The organism is Streptomyces sp. CA-250714 (genome assembly GCF_050936705.1).
Taxonomy (GTDB): Bacteria; Actinomycetota; Actinomycetes; order Streptomycetales; family Streptomycetaceae; genus Streptomyces.
Genome location: NZ_JBNJMI010000001.1, coordinates 2,543,652 through 2,559,616, shown reverse-complemented (window position 1 = coordinate 2,559,616; position 15,965 = coordinate 2,543,652). Strand labels below are relative to the sequence as shown.

Sequence of the window (15,965 nt, the reverse complement as noted above, 5' to 3'; positions counted from 1 at the left end):
CGTCGCCACCAGGACAGGCGGGACACGCGGGACACAAGAGGAAGACACCGGGAGAGGGAGAGGCCGTGCATCAACCCGGCAGGCCGGAGGATCTGGACGCGCCGCTCAACCTCTGGGTGCGCGCGGCGACCATGGCGGTCGCCGCGGCGGCCGGCGGCTTCCCCGACGACGGGCTCCTGCTCGACGAGGACGGACTCGCCTTCGAGGGCGGGGGCGCCTGCTGGTGGTGGCGGCTTCGGCCGGCGGCCGGCGGCGAGGCCGTCTTCTGCGGCCAGGACGCCGACGCCGGGAACACACATCTGCGCCCTGTGCCGCTGGACGTGCTGGCAGGACTGCCCGCACGGCTCGGCAGCCCCACGCTCCGCGAGGAGTTGGGCGCCCACATGCTGGGCTACGTCTACTGGTACACCGAGGGCGCCTGGCACCGGGTGCCCTACCCGGACGACGTCGACGACGACGGTCTGGCCATGTCCCACGACTTCCTGGAGAGCGACGGCCACGTCGTCGAGGCCCTGCTCGACCACACACCGGAGCGCGGCGTGGCGGCCCAGGGCGCCGTCCGGCGCTTCCTCGCCGGGGCACGCGCGTGCACGCTCGCCCCCGGAGACGTCTCCGCGCTGCTCGCTGCCCTCGCCCCGCGGCTCGCCGACACCGGCGAACGGCTGCACGCCGCCCGGAACATGGCAGCCCGTACCGGGCTGATCGGCGGGGACGGGCTGCCGCCCGCGCTCTTCGACATCCGTCAGCTCCCCGGCTGAGGACCCCGTTCCGGCGGACCGGACGAGGCGGCGCCCAGGCCCTCCAGCAGCAGCGTGGCGAACTGCCGGGCCCATGCCTCGTCGACGGGACAGTCGCTCACCAGCGACCGGTGCACCACAGCGCCCGCGATCACATCGAAGATGAGGTCGACCACCCGGGCGGTCTCGGCCGGGTCGGGCGGATCGGGCGGCAGCTCCCCGCGCTGCTGCGCCCTGGCCCGCCCCTCCAGCACCAGCCGCTTCTGGCGGTTCACGATCGCCTGCCGGATCCGCACCCGCAGCGCCTCGTCCGTGGTGGACTCGGCGAGGACGGCCATCAGCGCGGTCTTGGTCTCCGGCCGGCGCAGCAGGGCGGCGAAGGAGAGCACGACGCCCTCCACGTCGGCACGCAGACAGCCCCTGTCGGGCAGTTCCAGTTCGTCGAAGAGGACGGCGACCGCGTCGACGACGAGTTCGCTCTTGGCGGTCCAGCGCCGGTAGAGGGTGGTCTTGGCGACTCCGGCGCGGACGGCGATCTCGCCCATCGTCAGCCTGCTCCAGCCGACCTCGACCAGCGCGGCGCGGGTCGCGGCGAGAATCGCGCGGTCGGCCGCGGCGCTCCGCGGTCGGCCACGGCGCTGGGTCGGGGGTGGGTCCGGGGCGGCCATGGCCCGACCCTACCGATCGGTATGGGCCGCACAGTGAGGTGGATCACCGCGTGCCGGGGCCGGAGGGCCCTTGCGGGGGCGTGGGCGGGACAAGTTACGCTACGACCCGTAGCGGAATGACCCCCGCGACAATCACACGCCAGGTGGGGACCTGGCGACCACTGCACACACGGCCGCGGTAAGGGGGGAGACTGGTCTCATGCAGCCACGCAACATGTCCATGAGCGGAGTGGTCGACCTCGCCGCGGTGAAGGCGGCCGGTGAGGCCAAGCAGAAGGCGGAGCAGGAGCGCGCCCGGGCCGCGGAGGGGAACGGTGCCCCCGGGCCGGCCGGTCTGGTGATCGACGTCGGTGAGGCCGACTTCGAGGCGGAGGTGCTCCAGCGCTCCGCCGAGGTCCCGGTCGTCATCGACTTCTGGGCGGAGTGGTGCGAGCCGTGCAAGCAGCTCTCACCGGTGCTGGAGCGGCTCACCCAGGAGTACGCGGGCCGGCTGCTGCTGGCCAAGATCGATGTCGACCAGAACCAGATGCTGATGCAGCAGTTCGGCGTCCAGGGCATCCCGGCGGTCTTCGCCGTGGTGGCCGGGCAGGCGCTGCCGCTGTTCCAGGGCGCGGCGCCCGAGCAGCAGATCCGCGCCACGCTGGATCAGCTCGTCCAGGTCGCCGAGCAGCGCTTCGGCATCACCGGTCTGCAGGGTGTCCCGCAGGAGGACGCCGGTGAGCAGCCCGCCGAGCCGCAGGCACCGGAGGACCCGGTGCTGGCCGCGGCGCAGCAGGCGCTGGACTCGGGCGATCTGCCTGGCGCGATCCAGGCGTACCGCAACAAGCTGTCGGACGATCCCGCGAACGTGGAGGCGAAGGTCGGCCTGGCGATGGCCGAACTTCTCTCCCGGGTGCAGGACATGGACGCCCGGCAGGTCCGCAAGGACGCCGCCGACCGGCCGGACGATGTGGCAGCGCAGCTGCAGGTCGCGGACCTGGACATGGCGGGAGGCCACGTCGAGGACGCCTTCGGGCGGCTGGTCGACACGGTGCGGCGCACGGCCGGTGAGGACCGGGACGCGGCCCGCGTGCGGCTCCTGGAGCTTTTCGAGGTGATCGGGCCGGAGGATCCGCGCGTCGTCACAGCGCGTGCCGCACTCGCTCGCGCGCTGTTCTGACCTGCCCGTACCGACGGTCACACACCGCGTCGCCACTCATTGATTTAGCGACAACAGCGGCCGCGCTTTGCCAAAACTTGGCAATCGCGGCCGCAGCTACTTTCGGTCACGAAATCTCGCGGAAACCTCCCGGCATGCCCGGTTGAGTCGGCTTGGCCCCCCGGTCCTTCAGCAACCCTCCGTCGCCGTTCGATACCCCCCGGCGGCCCTGGGGTTATCCAGCCGTTACTCGTAAGTAACGAACCCCCTTGTGCGGCGGGCTCAGATGCACCACGATCGGCCACGCTCGGTCCATCGCCCCGTAGCCCGGCAGCCATTCGGCGCTCGTGACGATGGGTCCCCACCGAGCGGACCGGCACCGCACGACACGTACCACAACACACCCAAATCCACCCGCCGGTCCTCGGGACAGGGGGGTCTCTGCTCCACGGCAGGGCCTGTCCTCACAAAGCAAGGTTGCGCGAGAGCGTGGCCCGTGGTTGTCGCTCGGGGGTGATCGCCGGTGGATCGGACGTGACGTGCGCGAGGACGGCACGTACGCCGTCGGCGCTCTCCGTTCCGAGGACGTAGCTCGTCTCCCTCCCCAGCCCCGTGGCCGGGAGGTACCCCCACGGCAGGAGCGGCCCGCTGAGCACAGGCGGCACGGCTCTCCGAGCCGGAGATGTACGTCCGAGAAGGAGGAAAGTCATGGAGTCCCTGGCTCGTGGCGGGACCAGATGGAAGCGGTTCGCCGTCGTCATGGTGCCGAGCGTGGCCGCTACGGCAGCGATCGGTGTCGCCCTCTCGCAGGGTGCGCTGGCGGCGTCGTTCAGCGTCTCCGGCCAGCAGTTCAAGGTCACAGCGGATGAGCTGGACGGCACCGGCTTCGTTCAGTACGGCGCGCTCGACAACACCCAGAAGGGCAAGAAGCCCGTCGCCGTCGTCGGCATGAACTCGGCGAAGATACGTAACCTTTGCCAGTCCGTCGTCGTCCCGGTCCCGGTCTTCGGCGATGTGTCGATGAAGCTGAGTGCCGGTGGCGGCGGGGGTCCCCGCGTCGAGGCCAAGAAGCTGTACATCGACGCCGACGACCTGTACACCAACGCCACGTTCAAGAACATCGACATCGGCGTCAGTGTGGACAAGACCACCAAGGGTCCGGGTCCGAACAAGGGCGACCAGTACGCCAAGGGCTCCTTCGCCCAGCAGGCGGAGAGCGTCCACTTCACCGACGTCAAGCAGCGCGCGTGGGCCACAACGGCCGGCACCTTCAAGCTCAGTGGACTCCACATGAGCGTCAAGAAGGGCAAGTCCGAGTGCTACTGACGTGAGCCGCCCCTGGGCGCGGAGGGCGGGGCCGACCGCTCCGCCCCGCCCTCCGCACCCCAGGTTCCGCTCCACACCAGCAAGTTCTGTGCCAGTTCCGAGGAGCCCCGTACCCATGAGCGCCGACACGCGACAGAATCTGACGACCGGATTCGGCCAGAAGAGGCAGTCCTTCCGGCACTGGCGCGGCCAGCGCCCGTTCTGGGGCGGGATGCTGACGCTGCTGGCGGGCATCCCGATCATGTACGTCCCCTACCAGAACCTCACCCTGGGGTCCTTGACCATCCGGATGTCGACGACGGCGGGCGCCGGCTCGCTGATCATCGGCGTGCTGCTGGTCGTCCTCGGGCTGACCATGTGGTTCCAGCCCCAGTCGCGGGTGTTCGCAGGCGTCGCCGCGATCCTGCTCGCGCTGGTCTCCCTCGTCGTGTCCAACATCGGCGCCTTCCTGATCGGCTTCCTGCTCGGACTGATCGGCGGTGCGCTGGGCGTCTCCTGGGCTCCTGGCAAGCCGGTCAAGGCCGAGCGGGCCGAGCACGCCGGAACGGCCGAAACCGCCGTACAGACGGACACCGATGCGACGAGCCCGGCCGCCCCGGAGGAGGGCCCCCGGGACAACACAGCAGTCTCTGGAGCGTCCCCCGACGGGGTCGACGCGTTTGACGGGAACGGGAGGCACCGTGCCGGGTGACGAGGTCCACGAGGGGGAGGGCGTGCGCAACGACGCCGCGCCCGGCGCCCGGGAGAGAACCGGGCCCCGGCACGCGGGTCCGAGGAAGCCGCTGCTGACCCGGTTCCACCTGCCCGCGGGCAAGGCGATAGCCCTGGCGGCGATGCCGTCGGCCGTGCTGATGGGCGTGGGGCTCACCCCGCAGCTCGCCAACGCCAAGCCGCTCCCGAAGAATCCGTTCAAGGGCGACTCCTGCGTCTCCATCTCGGAACAGCAGGAGACCGAGAAGGAGAAGAAGGAGCGCAAGGAGCGGGCCGAGAAGCTCAAGGAAGACCTCGCCCGCGCGCAGGCCAAGCGGGAGAAGGCGGCCAAGGAGGCCGCCGAGAAGGCCAAGGAAGCTGCCGACGGCGCCAAGGAGAAGGCCGACGGCGGCTCGGCCGGCGACGCGCCGGCCAAGCCGTCCGAGAAGCCCTCCGGCGACACCCCCGGCACCACGGAGCCCAGCCCGTCACCGACGCCGTCCACCGGCTCCGGCGGCGACTCCTCGTCCGGCTCGCAGGACAAGGAGAACCCCTGGTACGACCCGCTGGGAGTCGGCGACAAGCTCGACGGTGTCCTCAGCCCCGACAAGGACAACAGCGAGCCCTCCGACAAGCCCTCCTCGCCCAGCCCCACACCCAGCCCCTCGACGGGCTCCGGTTCCGACTCGGGGGACAGCGACAAGTCCCCCGCACCGGACAGCGGTTCGGGCAGCGACAGCCGTAAGAGCGGCAGCGGCGACGAGCCGAAGGCCGGCAAGCCCGACCCCGATCCGCAGCCGAAGAAGAAGGCCGGCAAGAGCGACAAGAGCGAAAAGGGCGGCAAGGACTCCGACAGCTCCGGTGTCGACAAGAAGGACGGCACCGCACGCGACTACGACCCCGCCAAGGACGCGGGCAAGCCGTTCCCGTGCCCCGAGAAGACGAGTGTCGAGGGCCAGGACGAGCAGACCCCGGCGCAGGTGCCGAACGATCCCTGGTACCTGGAGGCTTCCTCGCTCACCCTGAAGGGCCTCGACTACGAGGGCGTCGTCAACATCCGCACCCCCGACGGCAGGAGCAAGCAGGCCCTCAAGTTCACCGCCGACGCGGTGGACATCGGCGACCTGCACCAGCTGGTGAAGGACCGCGGTCTCACCTACCACGTGCAGGCGGCCGAGGGCTCCACCTCCACCATCCGGGGCGGCAAGGTGACGATGTACACCGAGGAGCTGAAGGGCAATCTGTTCGGGCTGATCCCGGTCACCTTCACCCCCGAGACGCCGCCGCCGCTCAATGTGCCGTACGCCCACTTCACCGATGTGTCGGTGAAGCAGGCCGGGCAGTTCGGCGGCACCCTCACGGTGCCGGGTCTGCACCAGTACGTGCAGAAGAAGTGAGCAACCCGCTGAGCAACCCCCTCATGAAGAGGCCCGCACCCGAAAGGTGCGGGTCTCTTCGTGTCCGGGCTCCTGTCAGGCCGTGCCCAGGTGGTGGACGCGGACCATGTTGGTGGTGCCGGGGACCCCGGGCGGGGAGCCCGCCGTGATCAGCATGGTGTCGCCCACCTCGAACCGCTGGAGCCGCAGCAGCTCGGCGTCGACGAGCTCGACCATCTCGTCGGTGTGGTCGACGTGCTTGACCACGAACGTCTCCACACCCCAGGTCAGCGTCAGCTGGTTGGCGGTGGCGGACTCGGTGGTGAAGGCGAGGATGGGCTGGCCGACCCGGTAGCGGGACAGCCGCCGTGCCGTGTCACCGGACTTGGTGAAGGCGACCAGGGCCTTGCCGTCGAGGAAGTCGGCCATCTCGCAGGCCGCGCGGGCGACCGAACCGCCCTGGGTGCGCGGCTTCTTGCCCGGCACCAGCGGCTGGAGGCCACGGCTGAGCAGCTCCTGCTCGGCGGCCTCCACGATCTTCGACATCGTCTTGACGGTCTCGACCGGGTACTGGCCGACCGAGGACTCCGCCGAGAGCATCACCGCGTCGGCGCCGTCCAGCACCGCGTTGGCGACGTCGCTGGCCTCCGCGCGGGTGGGCCGCGAGTTGGTGATCATCGACTCCATCATCTGGGTCGCCACGATCACCGGCTTGGCGTTGCGACGGCAGAGTTCGATGAGCCGCTTCTGCACCATCGGGACCTGCTCCAGCGGGTATTCGACCGCCAGATCGCCGCGGGCCACCATCACGCCGTCGAAGGCGAGCACGACCTCCTCCATGTTGGAGACGGCCTGCGGCTTCTCGACCTTGGCGATGACCGGCACCCGGCGGCCGACCTCGTCCATCACCCGGTGCACATCGCGCACGTCGGAGGCGTTGCGCACGAAGGACAGGGCGATCATGTCGGCGCCCATCCTCAGCGCGAACTTCAGATCCTCGACGTCCTTCTCGGACAGCGCGGGCACGTTCACCGCCGCGCCGGGCAGGTTGATGCCCTTGTGGTCGGAGATGACGCCGCCCTCGATGACGATGGTGCGCACCCGGGGGCCCTCGACCTCGACCACCTGGAGCGCGACGTTGCCGTCGTTGATCAGCACCGGGTCGCCCTTGGACACGTCGCCCGGCAGCCCCTTGTAGGTGGTGCCGCAGATGGTCTTGTCGCCCGCCACGTCCTCGGTGGTGATGGTGAACTCCTCACCGCGGACCAGCTCGACGGGGCCCTCGGCGAAGGTCTCCAGCCGGATCTTGGGGCCCTGGAGGTCCGCGAGCACGCCGACGGGGCGGCATGTCTCGTCGGCGGCCTTGCGGACGCGGTGGTACCGATCCTCGTGCTCGGCGTGGGAGCCGTGGCTCATGTTGAAGCGGGCCACGTTCATGCCCGCCTCGATCAGCGTCTTGAGCTGTTCATAGGAGTCGACGGCGGGGCCCAGGGTGCAGACGATTTTGGAACGGCGCATGGTGGCGATCCTATCGTTTTGTTTAGGTACTGAACGATTCGGGGGCGGCTCCCCCGGAGTCAGGGCCGCTCAACTCGGGGCGACCAGCGCGTATGTCTGCTCTGCGATCTCCAGTTCCTCGTCGGTCGGTACGACGGCCACCTTCACCCGCGCGTACTCGGGCGAGATCAGCCGTGCCTCCTTCCCGCCCGCCGCGTTGCGGTCGCCGTCCACGGCCAGGCCCAGCTCCTCCAGGCCCGCGACGGCGGCCTCGCGCACGGGCGCCGCGTTCTCCCCGACGCCGGCGGTGAACACCACGGCGTCGACCCTGCCCAGTACTGCGTAGTAGGCGCCGATGTACTTCTTCAACCGGTGGATGTAGATGTCGAAGGCCAGTGCAGCCGCCGTGTCGCCCGCGTCGATCCGGCGGCGGATCTCCCGCATGTCGTTGGCGCCGCACAGCCCCAGCAGCCCGCTGCGCTTGTTCAGCAGCTCGTCCACCTCGTCCACATCCATTCCGGCCACCCGGCCCAGATGGAAGACCACCGCCGGGTCGATGTCACCGGAGCGGGTGCCCATCACCAGGCCCTCCAAGGGGGTCAGCCCCATGGAGGTGTCCTCGCACCGGCCGCCGCGCACGGCGGAGGCCGAGGCGCCGTTGCCCAGGTGCAGCACGATCAGGTTGACCTCCGCCGGGTCCTTGCCCAGGAGCTCGGCCGCCTTGCGTGAGACATAGGCGTGCGAGGTGCCGTGGAAGCCGTAGCGGCGCACCCGGTGCGCGTCGGCGGTCTCCACATCGATGGCGTAGCGCGCCGCGTACTCCGGCATCGTGGAGTGGAACGCGGTGTCGAAGACGGCGACCTGCGGCAGGTCGGGGCGCAGCCGCCGCGCCGTACGGATTCCGGTGACGTTCGCCGGGTTGTGCAGCGGTGCCACCGGGACCAGGCGCTCGATCTCCGTGAGCACGGCGTCGTCCACCACGGTCGGCTCGGTGAGCTTCAGCCCGCCGTGCACCACCCGGTGGCCGATCGCGGCGAGGTCGGGGGAGTCCAGGCCGAGTCCGTCGGCGGCCAGCTCGTCCGCGATGGCCTTCAGCGCCGCGTCGTGGTCGGCCAGCCGGCCCTCGCGCGTGCGTCGTTCGCCGCCGGTGGCCAGCGGCTCGTGGGAGACGGCCGAGCTCTCCTCGCCGATCCGCTCGGCGAGCCCCGCGGCCAGCCGGCTGCGGTCGGCCATGTCGATCAGCTGGTATTTGACCGACGAGGAGCCGGAGTTGAGGACGAGGATCCGGGTGGGCGTCACAGCAGCGGGCCTTCTCTACGGGGACAGGGTTCGGTCTCTACGGGGAGGACAGGGTTCGGGAACGGGCCGGAAGGCGGTTCAGGCGGCCGGGCCGTCCGGCGCGGGTTCGCCCTGCGCCTGGACGGCCGTGATCGCGACGGTGTTGACGATGTCCTGCACCAAGGCGCCACGGCTCAGGTCGTTGACGGGCTTGCGCAGGCCCTGGAGCACGGGGCCGACGGCGACGGCGCCGGCCGAGCGCTGCACGGCCTTGTAGGTGTTGTTGCCGGTGTTCAGGTCGGGGAAGATCAGCACGGTCGCCTGCCCCGCCACCCGGGAGCCGGGCAGCTTGGTGGCGGCGACCGAGGGCTCCACGGCCGCGTCGTACTGGATCGGTCCCTCCGTCAGCAGATCGGGCCGGCGCTCGCGGACCAGCTCGGTGGCCAGCCGCACCTTGTCCACGTCGGCGCCGGAGCCCGAGGTGCCCGTCGAGTACGACAGCATCGCGATCCGCGGCTCCACCCCGAACCGGGCCGCGGTAGTGGCCGACTGGATCGCGATGTCCGCGAGCTGCTCGGCGTCCGGGTCGGGTACCACGGCGCAGTCCCCGTAGACCAGCACCCGGTCGGCCAGGCACATGAAGAAGACGGAGGAGACGATCGAGGCGTCCGGCTTCGTGCGGATGATCTCGAAGGCGGGGCGGACCGTCGCCGCCGTCGAGTGCACGGCGCCGGAGACCATGCCGTCGGCCAGGCCCTCGTGGACCATCATCGTGCCGAAGTACGAGACGTCGGAGACCACGTCGTGGGCGAGCTCGTAGGTGACGCCCTTGTGGGCGCGCAGCGCGGCGTACGACTCGGCGAAGCGCTCCCGCAGCGGGGAGGTCTGCGGGTCGACGATCCGCGCGATGGCGCCGCCGGTGCCCGCGGGGGCCTGCGCGGGTACCTCGTCGTCGGCCAACAGGTCCAGCCCGATGCTCAGCTCCGCGGCGCGCTTGCGGATCGCCGCCGGTTCGCCCAGCAGCGTCAGGTCGCAGATGTTGCGGCGCAGCAGCACCTCGGCGGCGCGCAGCACCCGCTCCTCGGTGCCCTCCGGCAGCACGATGTGGCGCCGTGCCGCACGCGAGCGCTCCACCAGTTCGTGCTCGAACATCATCGGGGTGACCCGCTCGCTGCGCTCCACCGCAAGCCGCTCGGACAGCTGGGCGGTGTTCACATGGGTCTCGAACAGCCCCAGCGCGATCTCCGCCTTGCGCGGGGTGGCGGCGGTCAGCTTGCCCTCCAGCGACAGCAGTGCGTCCGCTGTCGGCATCGACCCCTCCGGTACGACCAGCACCGGTGTGCCCGGCGCCAGCCGTGAGGCCAGCGCCAGCGTCTGGTCGCCGGGGTGCTCGTCCAGGGTGAGCAGCACACCGGCGATGGCGGGGGAGCCAGCGGAGTGTGCGGCCAGCGCGCCGATGATCAGGTCCGAGCGGTCGCCCGGCGTGATCACCAGACAGCCCTCGGTGAGCGCCGGCAGGAAGACGGGCAGGTGGGCGCCGCCGAAGACCAGGTTGCGGACGTCACGCGAGAGCCCGGCGTGGTCGCCGAGCAGCACCCGGGCGCCCATCGTCTCCTTGACCTGCGCGACTGTCGGCGCGGCCAGCGCGGGCTCCTCCGGGAGCACGAACACCGGCTCCGGCAGCCGTTCGGCCAGCCCCCGTACCGCCTCGGCGGCCTTGGGGTCGGCCACCCGGTTGGCGACCATCGCGATCAGGTCGGCGCCCAGCGAGGCGTAGGCGTGGTGGGCGTTGCGGACCTCGGCGACCACCGCCTCGGGGGACTGGTCGCGGGCCGCGACGACGGGCAGCACGGCGGCGCCGAACTCGTTCGCGAGCCGGGCGTTCAGCGCCAGCTCGGCGGGCAACCCGGTGTCGGCGAAGTCGGTGCCCAGCACGAGCACGGCCTCGTACGCGTCGGCGACCTGGTGGTAGCGGTCCACCAGGCGGGATATCAGCTCGTCCGTGCCCTGCTCGGCCTGGAGCGCCGCCGCCTCCTCGTAGCTCATGCCGAAGACGGAGGAGGCCGACTGGCTGAGCCGGTAGCGGCTGCGCAGCAGGTCGTACAGCCGGTCGGGCCCGTCGTGCACCAGGGGCCGGAACACCCCCACGCGGTCCAGCTGACGGGTCAGGAGCTCCATGACTCCCAGCTCGACGACCTGACGGCCGTCGCTGCGTCCGATGCCGGTCACGTACACGCTGCGCGTCACGCGCTCTCTCCTCCGGGTCGCGGTCGAGGTCGTCGCGGGGGATTTCTTGAGCGGTTTCGCCTAGAAAGCACCCGTAAAGATACGGCTATACCCTTGACAATACCCGCGCTTCTGGCTATGCCGCTCGCCAGGGTGTGTGACCGGAGGGCCTGGGCGGCGAGACGTGAGGGGGACCGGAGCAGCACCCGAGCAGGGCCGGAATCCGGACCGGCATCCGGGCCGGAAACCGGACCGGAGCAGGGCCGGAGGGAGGGGGTCCGGATGCTGGGCGGGGCCCATGCCCTCGCCTTCAAGACGTGAAACAATCGCACCGGCTCACACGGACCAGCGGCACCCCGGACAGTGAGGTCCGACCGTGCCCCAAGCGGCCCGTCCCGGCGGGCATCTACGGAGCAGGAGAAGCGAACCCCATGCGCATCGGAGTCCTCACCGCAGGCGGAGACTGTCCCGGTCTCAACGCCGTGATCCGATCCGTCGTGCACCGCGCGGTGCACGACCGCGGCGACGAGGTCATCGGCTTCGAAGACGGATTCAAGGGCCTGCTCGAGGGCCGCTACCGCCCCCTGGACATAAATTCCGTCAGCGGCATCCTCGCCCGCGGCGGCACCATTCTCGGCTCGGCCCGGCTGGAGCGCGACCGGCTGCGTGAGGCGTGCAACAACTCCGAGGAACTGATCGACCGCCTCGGCCTCGACGCCCTCATCCCCATCGGCGGCGAGGGCACGCTGACCGCGGCCCGGATGCTCGCCGAGATCGGGCTGCCGGTGGTCGGCGTTCCCAAGACCATCGACAACGACATCTCGGCCACCGACCGCACGTTCGGCTTCGACACCGCCGTCGGCGTCGCCACCGAGGCCATGGACCGCCTCAAGACCACCGCCGAGTCCCACCAGCGCGTCATGGTCGTGGAGGTCATGGGCCGGCACGCGGGCTGGATCGCCCTGGAGGCGGGCATGGCGGCCGGCGCGCACGCCATCTGCATCCCGGAGCGCAACTTCGAGGTCGACGACCTGGCCAAGATGGTCGAGGAGCGGTTCGCCCGGGACAAGAAGTTCGCCATCATCTGCGTCGCCGAGGGCGCCCACCCGGCCGAGGGCTCCATGCCGTACGAGAAGGGCATGATCGACCAGTACGGGCACGAGCGCTTCGCCGGAATCGGCAACCGGCTCGCGGTCGAGTTGGAACACCGGCTCGGCAAGGAGGCCCGCCCCGTCATCCTCGGCCACATCCAGCGCGGCGGCACCCCCACGGCATACGACCGGGTGCTCGCCACCCGCTTCGGCTGGCACGCCGTCGAAGCCGCCCACCGGGGCGACTTCGGCAACATGACCGCCTTGCGGGGTACGGAGATCGTGATGGCGCCGCTTGCTGACGCGGTGTCGGAGCTCAAGCGGGTGCCGCAGGACCGGATGGATGAGACGGAAGCGGTGTTCTGAGCCGTCTCCGCAGCACGGGCGCGTCGCCCACCCGGCCGCGGTGCCGCGAGGGACGTCCCCCGGCCTCGCGTCACCCGGCCTCATCCGGGGAGACCGTGAGCCAGGAGCGTCCCGCCGTCTGCACGAGGTGCACCAGAGTGCGCCGGTTGACGGTCACCCGGAACTGATCGTTCTTCTCCTCGACGGCGCCGATCCGGGGGAAGGCGAGAAAGCTCAGCACCTCCCGGATCTCCCGCTCGTCGGTGGCCGGTCCGCCCTTCCGTAGATCGCGTACCAGATCGCGCAGGGTCAGCCAGCCCTCCGAGTACTCCGCCTCCTCCAACAGGGCATCCACAACCGCCCGTTCGACGGCGAAGTGCCGCTCTTCCTCCCGCCGGGCAGCCTCGATCTCCTTCTCCCGGGTCGCGGGATCGCGGGCGGGATCGAGGAGAATGTCGAGGAGTTCGCGCGTGAGGGGCACCGTCTGCCGGCTTCGGATCACGGTGGCCAGCAGCCCGGTGTGCAGGACGGCGACCTTGCCGTCCTTGCGCGCGGCGGTCAGTACCCGCTCATGGAATGCGGGGCCGATGAGCAACGTCGCCTCGGCCCCGAGCTTTTCACGGTGCTCGGCGAGCCCTTCCAGATCGACGGCCTTGCGCTCCACCGCTCCCGTCGCGGTGGCCTTGGCCTCCACGGCGAACGTCCGTTTCCGGAGCCCGACTCCGAGCCGTACGGCGCCATCGGTCCTGCCGCTGCCTCCGAGGTGCGCCCCGTCCAGGCCCAGCTGTTCCAGCGCGGCGACGGCGGCCTTCTCCAGCCGGGTGTGGTCCTCACTCTCCCTGGCAGCGACTTCCAGCTCCGCGGCGACCGCTGCGGGCGTTGTCGGCCGTCCGCCCGCCGCCGCGGGGGAGTCGTCCGCCGCCGCCGTGGCGGATGGTGCGCTGCTGAGCGACTCCGGGGGCAGGGTCGTCAGAAAGGCACGGCCCTGCGCAGTGGCCCGGTAGGTCTTGGTGGTGATCTTCTCCACGAGTCCGCAGGCATGCAGCAAGTGCAGACGGGAGAGGACGGCCGTCGAGGTCAGACCGCCGTCGACATACGCGGAACTGCGCCGCACCAGCTCCGCTGTGGAGACCGTCCCGGTGCCGAGGACCGCCAGCACCTCGCCGAAATACCGGATGGCGGCGTGAACGGTGCGGGCCAGGTCGAGCGGATCGTCGCTCTCGATCCACGCCTTCGCGGTGGCGGAAGGGGCCCAGGCGTTCTCGCCGACGCGGGTGAGCAGCCTGAGGGAGCCGACCGCGTCGAGTACCGCGTCGGCGGACGAGGCGGCCACCGGCTTTCCGGTGACCTGTTGGCAGAGCTGCCCGAACCCCTCGCGCGTCACCTGGGGACGGGACCCGGAGACCAGGATCCGCAGCGCGCGGAGCCGTCCGTTGTCGTGCTTGGACCCGAGGATGTAGAGGTTCCGTCCCGCACCCCTGGCCTCCCACCCCTCCGCGGCTCGCTCCGCCCAGAGCTGTCGCACGGCGGGAGCTGCCTCGTGCACGGCCACGTCTGCAAGAGCCGCCGACTCCGTTGGCGCACCGGCCGGTTCGCCGAGCCCCAGGCTGCCGAGCAGTGCGCGGCCGGCGTCGGTGAGCCGGGCCTTTCTGTCGAAGTACGCGATCATGCCGGTGACGCGGAGCCAGATCGTCCGCTGCCGCACAGGAGTTACCGTCTGCCAGCTGAAGCCGTACTTCTCGTTGCTCAGTCTCAGCAGGTCCTCCAGGCCGAGCGGGCCGTCGTCGAGCGCCGCCAGCAGTTCGCCGACGAATGCCACATGACGGTGGAAGGTCCCCACGAGGAGGTCGTGCTGCCCCGTCCTCCGCCAGTCCAGCACGGTGGCGGTGGGCACCACCCGTGACCCCTCGCGTGCTACGACCCCCACACTTCCCAGGCGCCGCACGGCGTCGCGGACAGTGACGCTGTCACCCTCGTGCGGCCAGGCAATGCGATCCGTCACCTCGCGCCCGGTGCCGAGCTGGTCGATGAGCCGCTGCAGAGCGGCGAGTTGCTGATCGTTGCCACCGGGCAGCAGCGGCAGGGCGTCAGAGCGCGAGGGAAGCGGAGACAGCGTTCCGGTGGGCGCGCTGCCAAGAGAAGGCGTCGTCACGAGCAGGAGTGTAGGTAGAGGAGGGGGCAAAATGCCGGAGAAAGAGGAAAAGGCCGTGATATCGGCAGTCAACGCGCAGTCGGCGGCACTGGGTCAGGGGGCAGTGCGATGTACTTACCCGCTCGGTGACTTCACAGGTGGCGCGTCTGAGGACGCAGTTCACGGTGCCGTTGGGGATGTTTGTGCCCATGCTCGGCCGGTGCGTCGCCTCACCGGGAGAGGAGGATGACGGCAACGACGATCAGAACGTAGGCGAGTGACAGGACGACGGTGACCTGTCGGCCGCGGTCGGGGACCAGTCGGCTGATCCGCGCGAAGGTCGGCGTCCATTCCGCGTCGCGCCAGACACGCGCTGCTCCGGAACGAGCAGGAGGCGCGGGGGCTCCGCGGCGCAGGGCGGGCACCAGGGGGCGGCGGTAGGGGGTGTCCGGGCCGGGCGAGGCGGGGCGGCGGTCCCCGACGTGCGGACGGGGCTCCAATTCCGGGGCCGATGCCGATACCGCTTCCGGGGCCGGGGACGGCTCCGGTGCCGCGTCCTGGCCCGGCGCGGCGAGGGTCCTCCCGTCCTCGCGGACCGTCCGTGCGACATCCTGTACGCGCTCCAGCGCCTCGGCCGCGTTCGCGGGGCGGTCTGCCGGGTCGCGGGCCGTCAGGGTGAGGACCAACCGGTCGGCGGACGGGGGCAGTTCCGCGCGGGCGCGGGTCGGGCGCAGTGGGGTGTCGTGCAGGTGGTTGAACATGACGCCTGCCGCCGACCCGGTGTACGGGGGGCGGCCGACGAGGAGTTCGTACAGGACACAGCCGAGTGCGTACAGATCGGTACGCCCGTCGACTCCGGTCTGCCGGAACTGTTCGGGTGCCATGTACAGGACGCTGCCGAAGGGCAGTTGGCCGGTGGTCGTCAGCCGGGGGTCGGTGGCGCGGGCCTCGATGACCTTGGCGATGCCGAAGTCGACCACCTTGGCGCGGCCGGTGCCCTCGCCCTCGTGCCGCTCGATCATGATGTTGGCCGGTTTGATGTCGCGGTGGACGAGGCCCGCCCGGTGGGCGGCCCCCAGCGCCCGGCACACGTCGGCGGTCCAGCGCAGCGCGTCGGCGAGCGGGACGCGGCCGCTGTCGCGCAGCACCTCGTGCAGTGACGCGCCGTGCACCAGGGCCATCACGAGGAACGGGGTGCCGCCGTCGGTGCCGTGGTCGTGTACGGCCACGATGTGCGGGCTGTCCAGCGCCGCGGCCGAGCGGGCCTCCCGCTGGAAACGGGCCAGCAGTTCCTCCCGGTCGGTGTCCTCGGCCGCGCCGGGCTGCGGCATGAACACCTTGACGGCGACCTCACGGTGCAGCCGGAGGTCGCGGGCCCGCCAGACCTCGCCCATACCGCCCGCGCCGAGCAGATCGATCAGCTCGTACCGGTCGTTCAGCCGACGCCCTCGCATGCCCCCAT

At 70.8% G+C, this 15,965-nt stretch carries 12 protein-coding genes; 6 read left to right on the top strand and 6 right to left on the bottom strand.

What is annotated here, in order from left to right; genetic code table 11:
• Positions 1 to 65 precede the first annotated feature (65 nt).
• Positions 66 to 758 (top strand): hypothetical protein, encoded by a 693-nt coding sequence (locus tag ACQEU8_RS11110; protein ID WP_433099386.1) that lies wholly within the window; start codon positions 66 to 68, stop codon positions 756 to 758.
• Here the strand turns inward: ACQEU8_RS11110 and ACQEU8_RS11105 are convergent.
• Positions 743 to 1,405 carry a TetR/AcrR family transcriptional regulator gene (locus ACQEU8_RS11105; protein WP_433099384.1) on the bottom strand — a complete coding sequence of 221 codons (663 nt, stop codon included), beginning with the start codon at positions 1,403 to 1,405 and terminating at the stop codon, positions 743 to 745. The genes ACQEU8_RS11110 and ACQEU8_RS11105 overlap by 16 nt on opposite strands.
• 199 nt (positions 1,406 to 1,604) lie before the next feature.
• Between ACQEU8_RS11105 and ACQEU8_RS11100 the strand changes: the two genes are divergently transcribed.
• From ACQEU8_RS11100 to ACQEU8_RS11085, 4 genes are all read left to right on the top strand, one after another.
• Positions 1,605 to 2,564: a tetratricopeptide repeat protein gene (locus ACQEU8_RS11100; protein WP_433099382.1), complete on the top strand. Its 960-nt coding sequence runs from the start codon at positions 1,605 to 1,607 to the stop codon at positions 2,562 to 2,564.
• Positions 2,565 to 3,251: 687 nt separating this feature from the next.
• Positions 3,252 to 3,869, top strand: a complete 618-nt coding sequence (locus ACQEU8_RS11095) for a DUF6230 family protein (protein WP_433099380.1) — start codon at positions 3,252 to 3,254, stop codon at positions 3,867 to 3,869.
• A 115-nt stretch (positions 3,870 to 3,984) separates the two neighbouring features.
• Positions 3,985 to 4,560 carry a DUF6114 domain-containing protein gene (locus ACQEU8_RS11090; protein WP_433099378.1) on the top strand — a complete coding sequence of 192 codons (576 nt, stop codon included), beginning with the start codon at positions 3,985 to 3,987 and terminating at the stop codon, positions 4,558 to 4,560.
• Positions 4,550 to 5,956 (top strand): hypothetical protein, encoded by a 1,407-nt coding sequence (locus ACQEU8_RS11085; RefSeq protein ID WP_433099376.1) that lies wholly within the window; start codon positions 4,550 to 4,552, stop codon positions 5,954 to 5,956. The genes ACQEU8_RS11090 and ACQEU8_RS11085 overlap by 11 nt, the downstream gene beginning before the upstream one ends.
• Before the next feature lie 75 nt (positions 5,957 to 6,031).
• On the opposite strand, the gene pyk is transcribed toward ACQEU8_RS11085, so the two are convergent.
• From pyk to pta, 3 genes are all read right to left on the bottom strand, one after another.
• Positions 6,032 to 7,453 (bottom strand): pyruvate kinase, encoded by a 1,422-nt coding sequence (pyk, locus tag ACQEU8_RS11080; protein ID WP_433099374.1) that lies wholly within the window; start codon positions 7,451 to 7,453, stop codon positions 6,032 to 6,034.
• Between the two features lie 69 nt (positions 7,454 to 7,522).
• Entirely contained in the window at positions 7,523 to 8,731 is a 1,209-nt protein-coding gene (locus ACQEU8_RS11075; RefSeq protein WP_433099372.1) for an acetate kinase, read from the bottom strand.
• Positions 8,732 to 8,809: 78 nt separating this feature from the next.
• Positions 8,810 to 10,957, bottom strand: a complete 2,148-nt coding sequence (gene pta, locus ACQEU8_RS11070) for a phosphate acetyltransferase (RefSeq protein ID WP_433099370.1) — start codon at positions 10,955 to 10,957, stop codon at positions 8,810 to 8,812.
• Positions 10,958 to 11,367: 410 nt separating this feature from the next.
• Here pta and ACQEU8_RS11065 point away from each other — a divergent pair, with 410 nt between their 5' ends.
• Complete coding sequence (locus ACQEU8_RS11065; RefSeq protein WP_433099368.1) at positions 11,368 to 12,393, top strand: ATP-dependent 6-phosphofructokinase; 1,026 nt, start codon at positions 11,368 to 11,370, stop codon at positions 12,391 to 12,393.
• Between the two features lie 70 nt (positions 12,394 to 12,463).
• Here ACQEU8_RS11065 and ACQEU8_RS11060 read toward each other — a convergent pair whose 3' ends face one another.
• Complete coding sequence (locus ACQEU8_RS11060; protein ID WP_433099367.1) at positions 12,464 to 14,524, bottom strand: hypothetical protein; 2,061 nt, start codon at positions 14,522 to 14,524, stop codon at positions 12,464 to 12,466.
• Positions 14,525 to 14,733: 209 nt separating this feature from the next.
• Positions 14,734 to 15,957, bottom strand: a complete 1,224-nt coding sequence (locus tag ACQEU8_RS11055; RefSeq protein WP_433099365.1) for a protein kinase domain-containing protein — start codon at positions 15,955 to 15,957, stop codon at positions 14,734 to 14,736.
• Positions 15,958 to 15,965 lie beyond the last annotated feature (8 nt).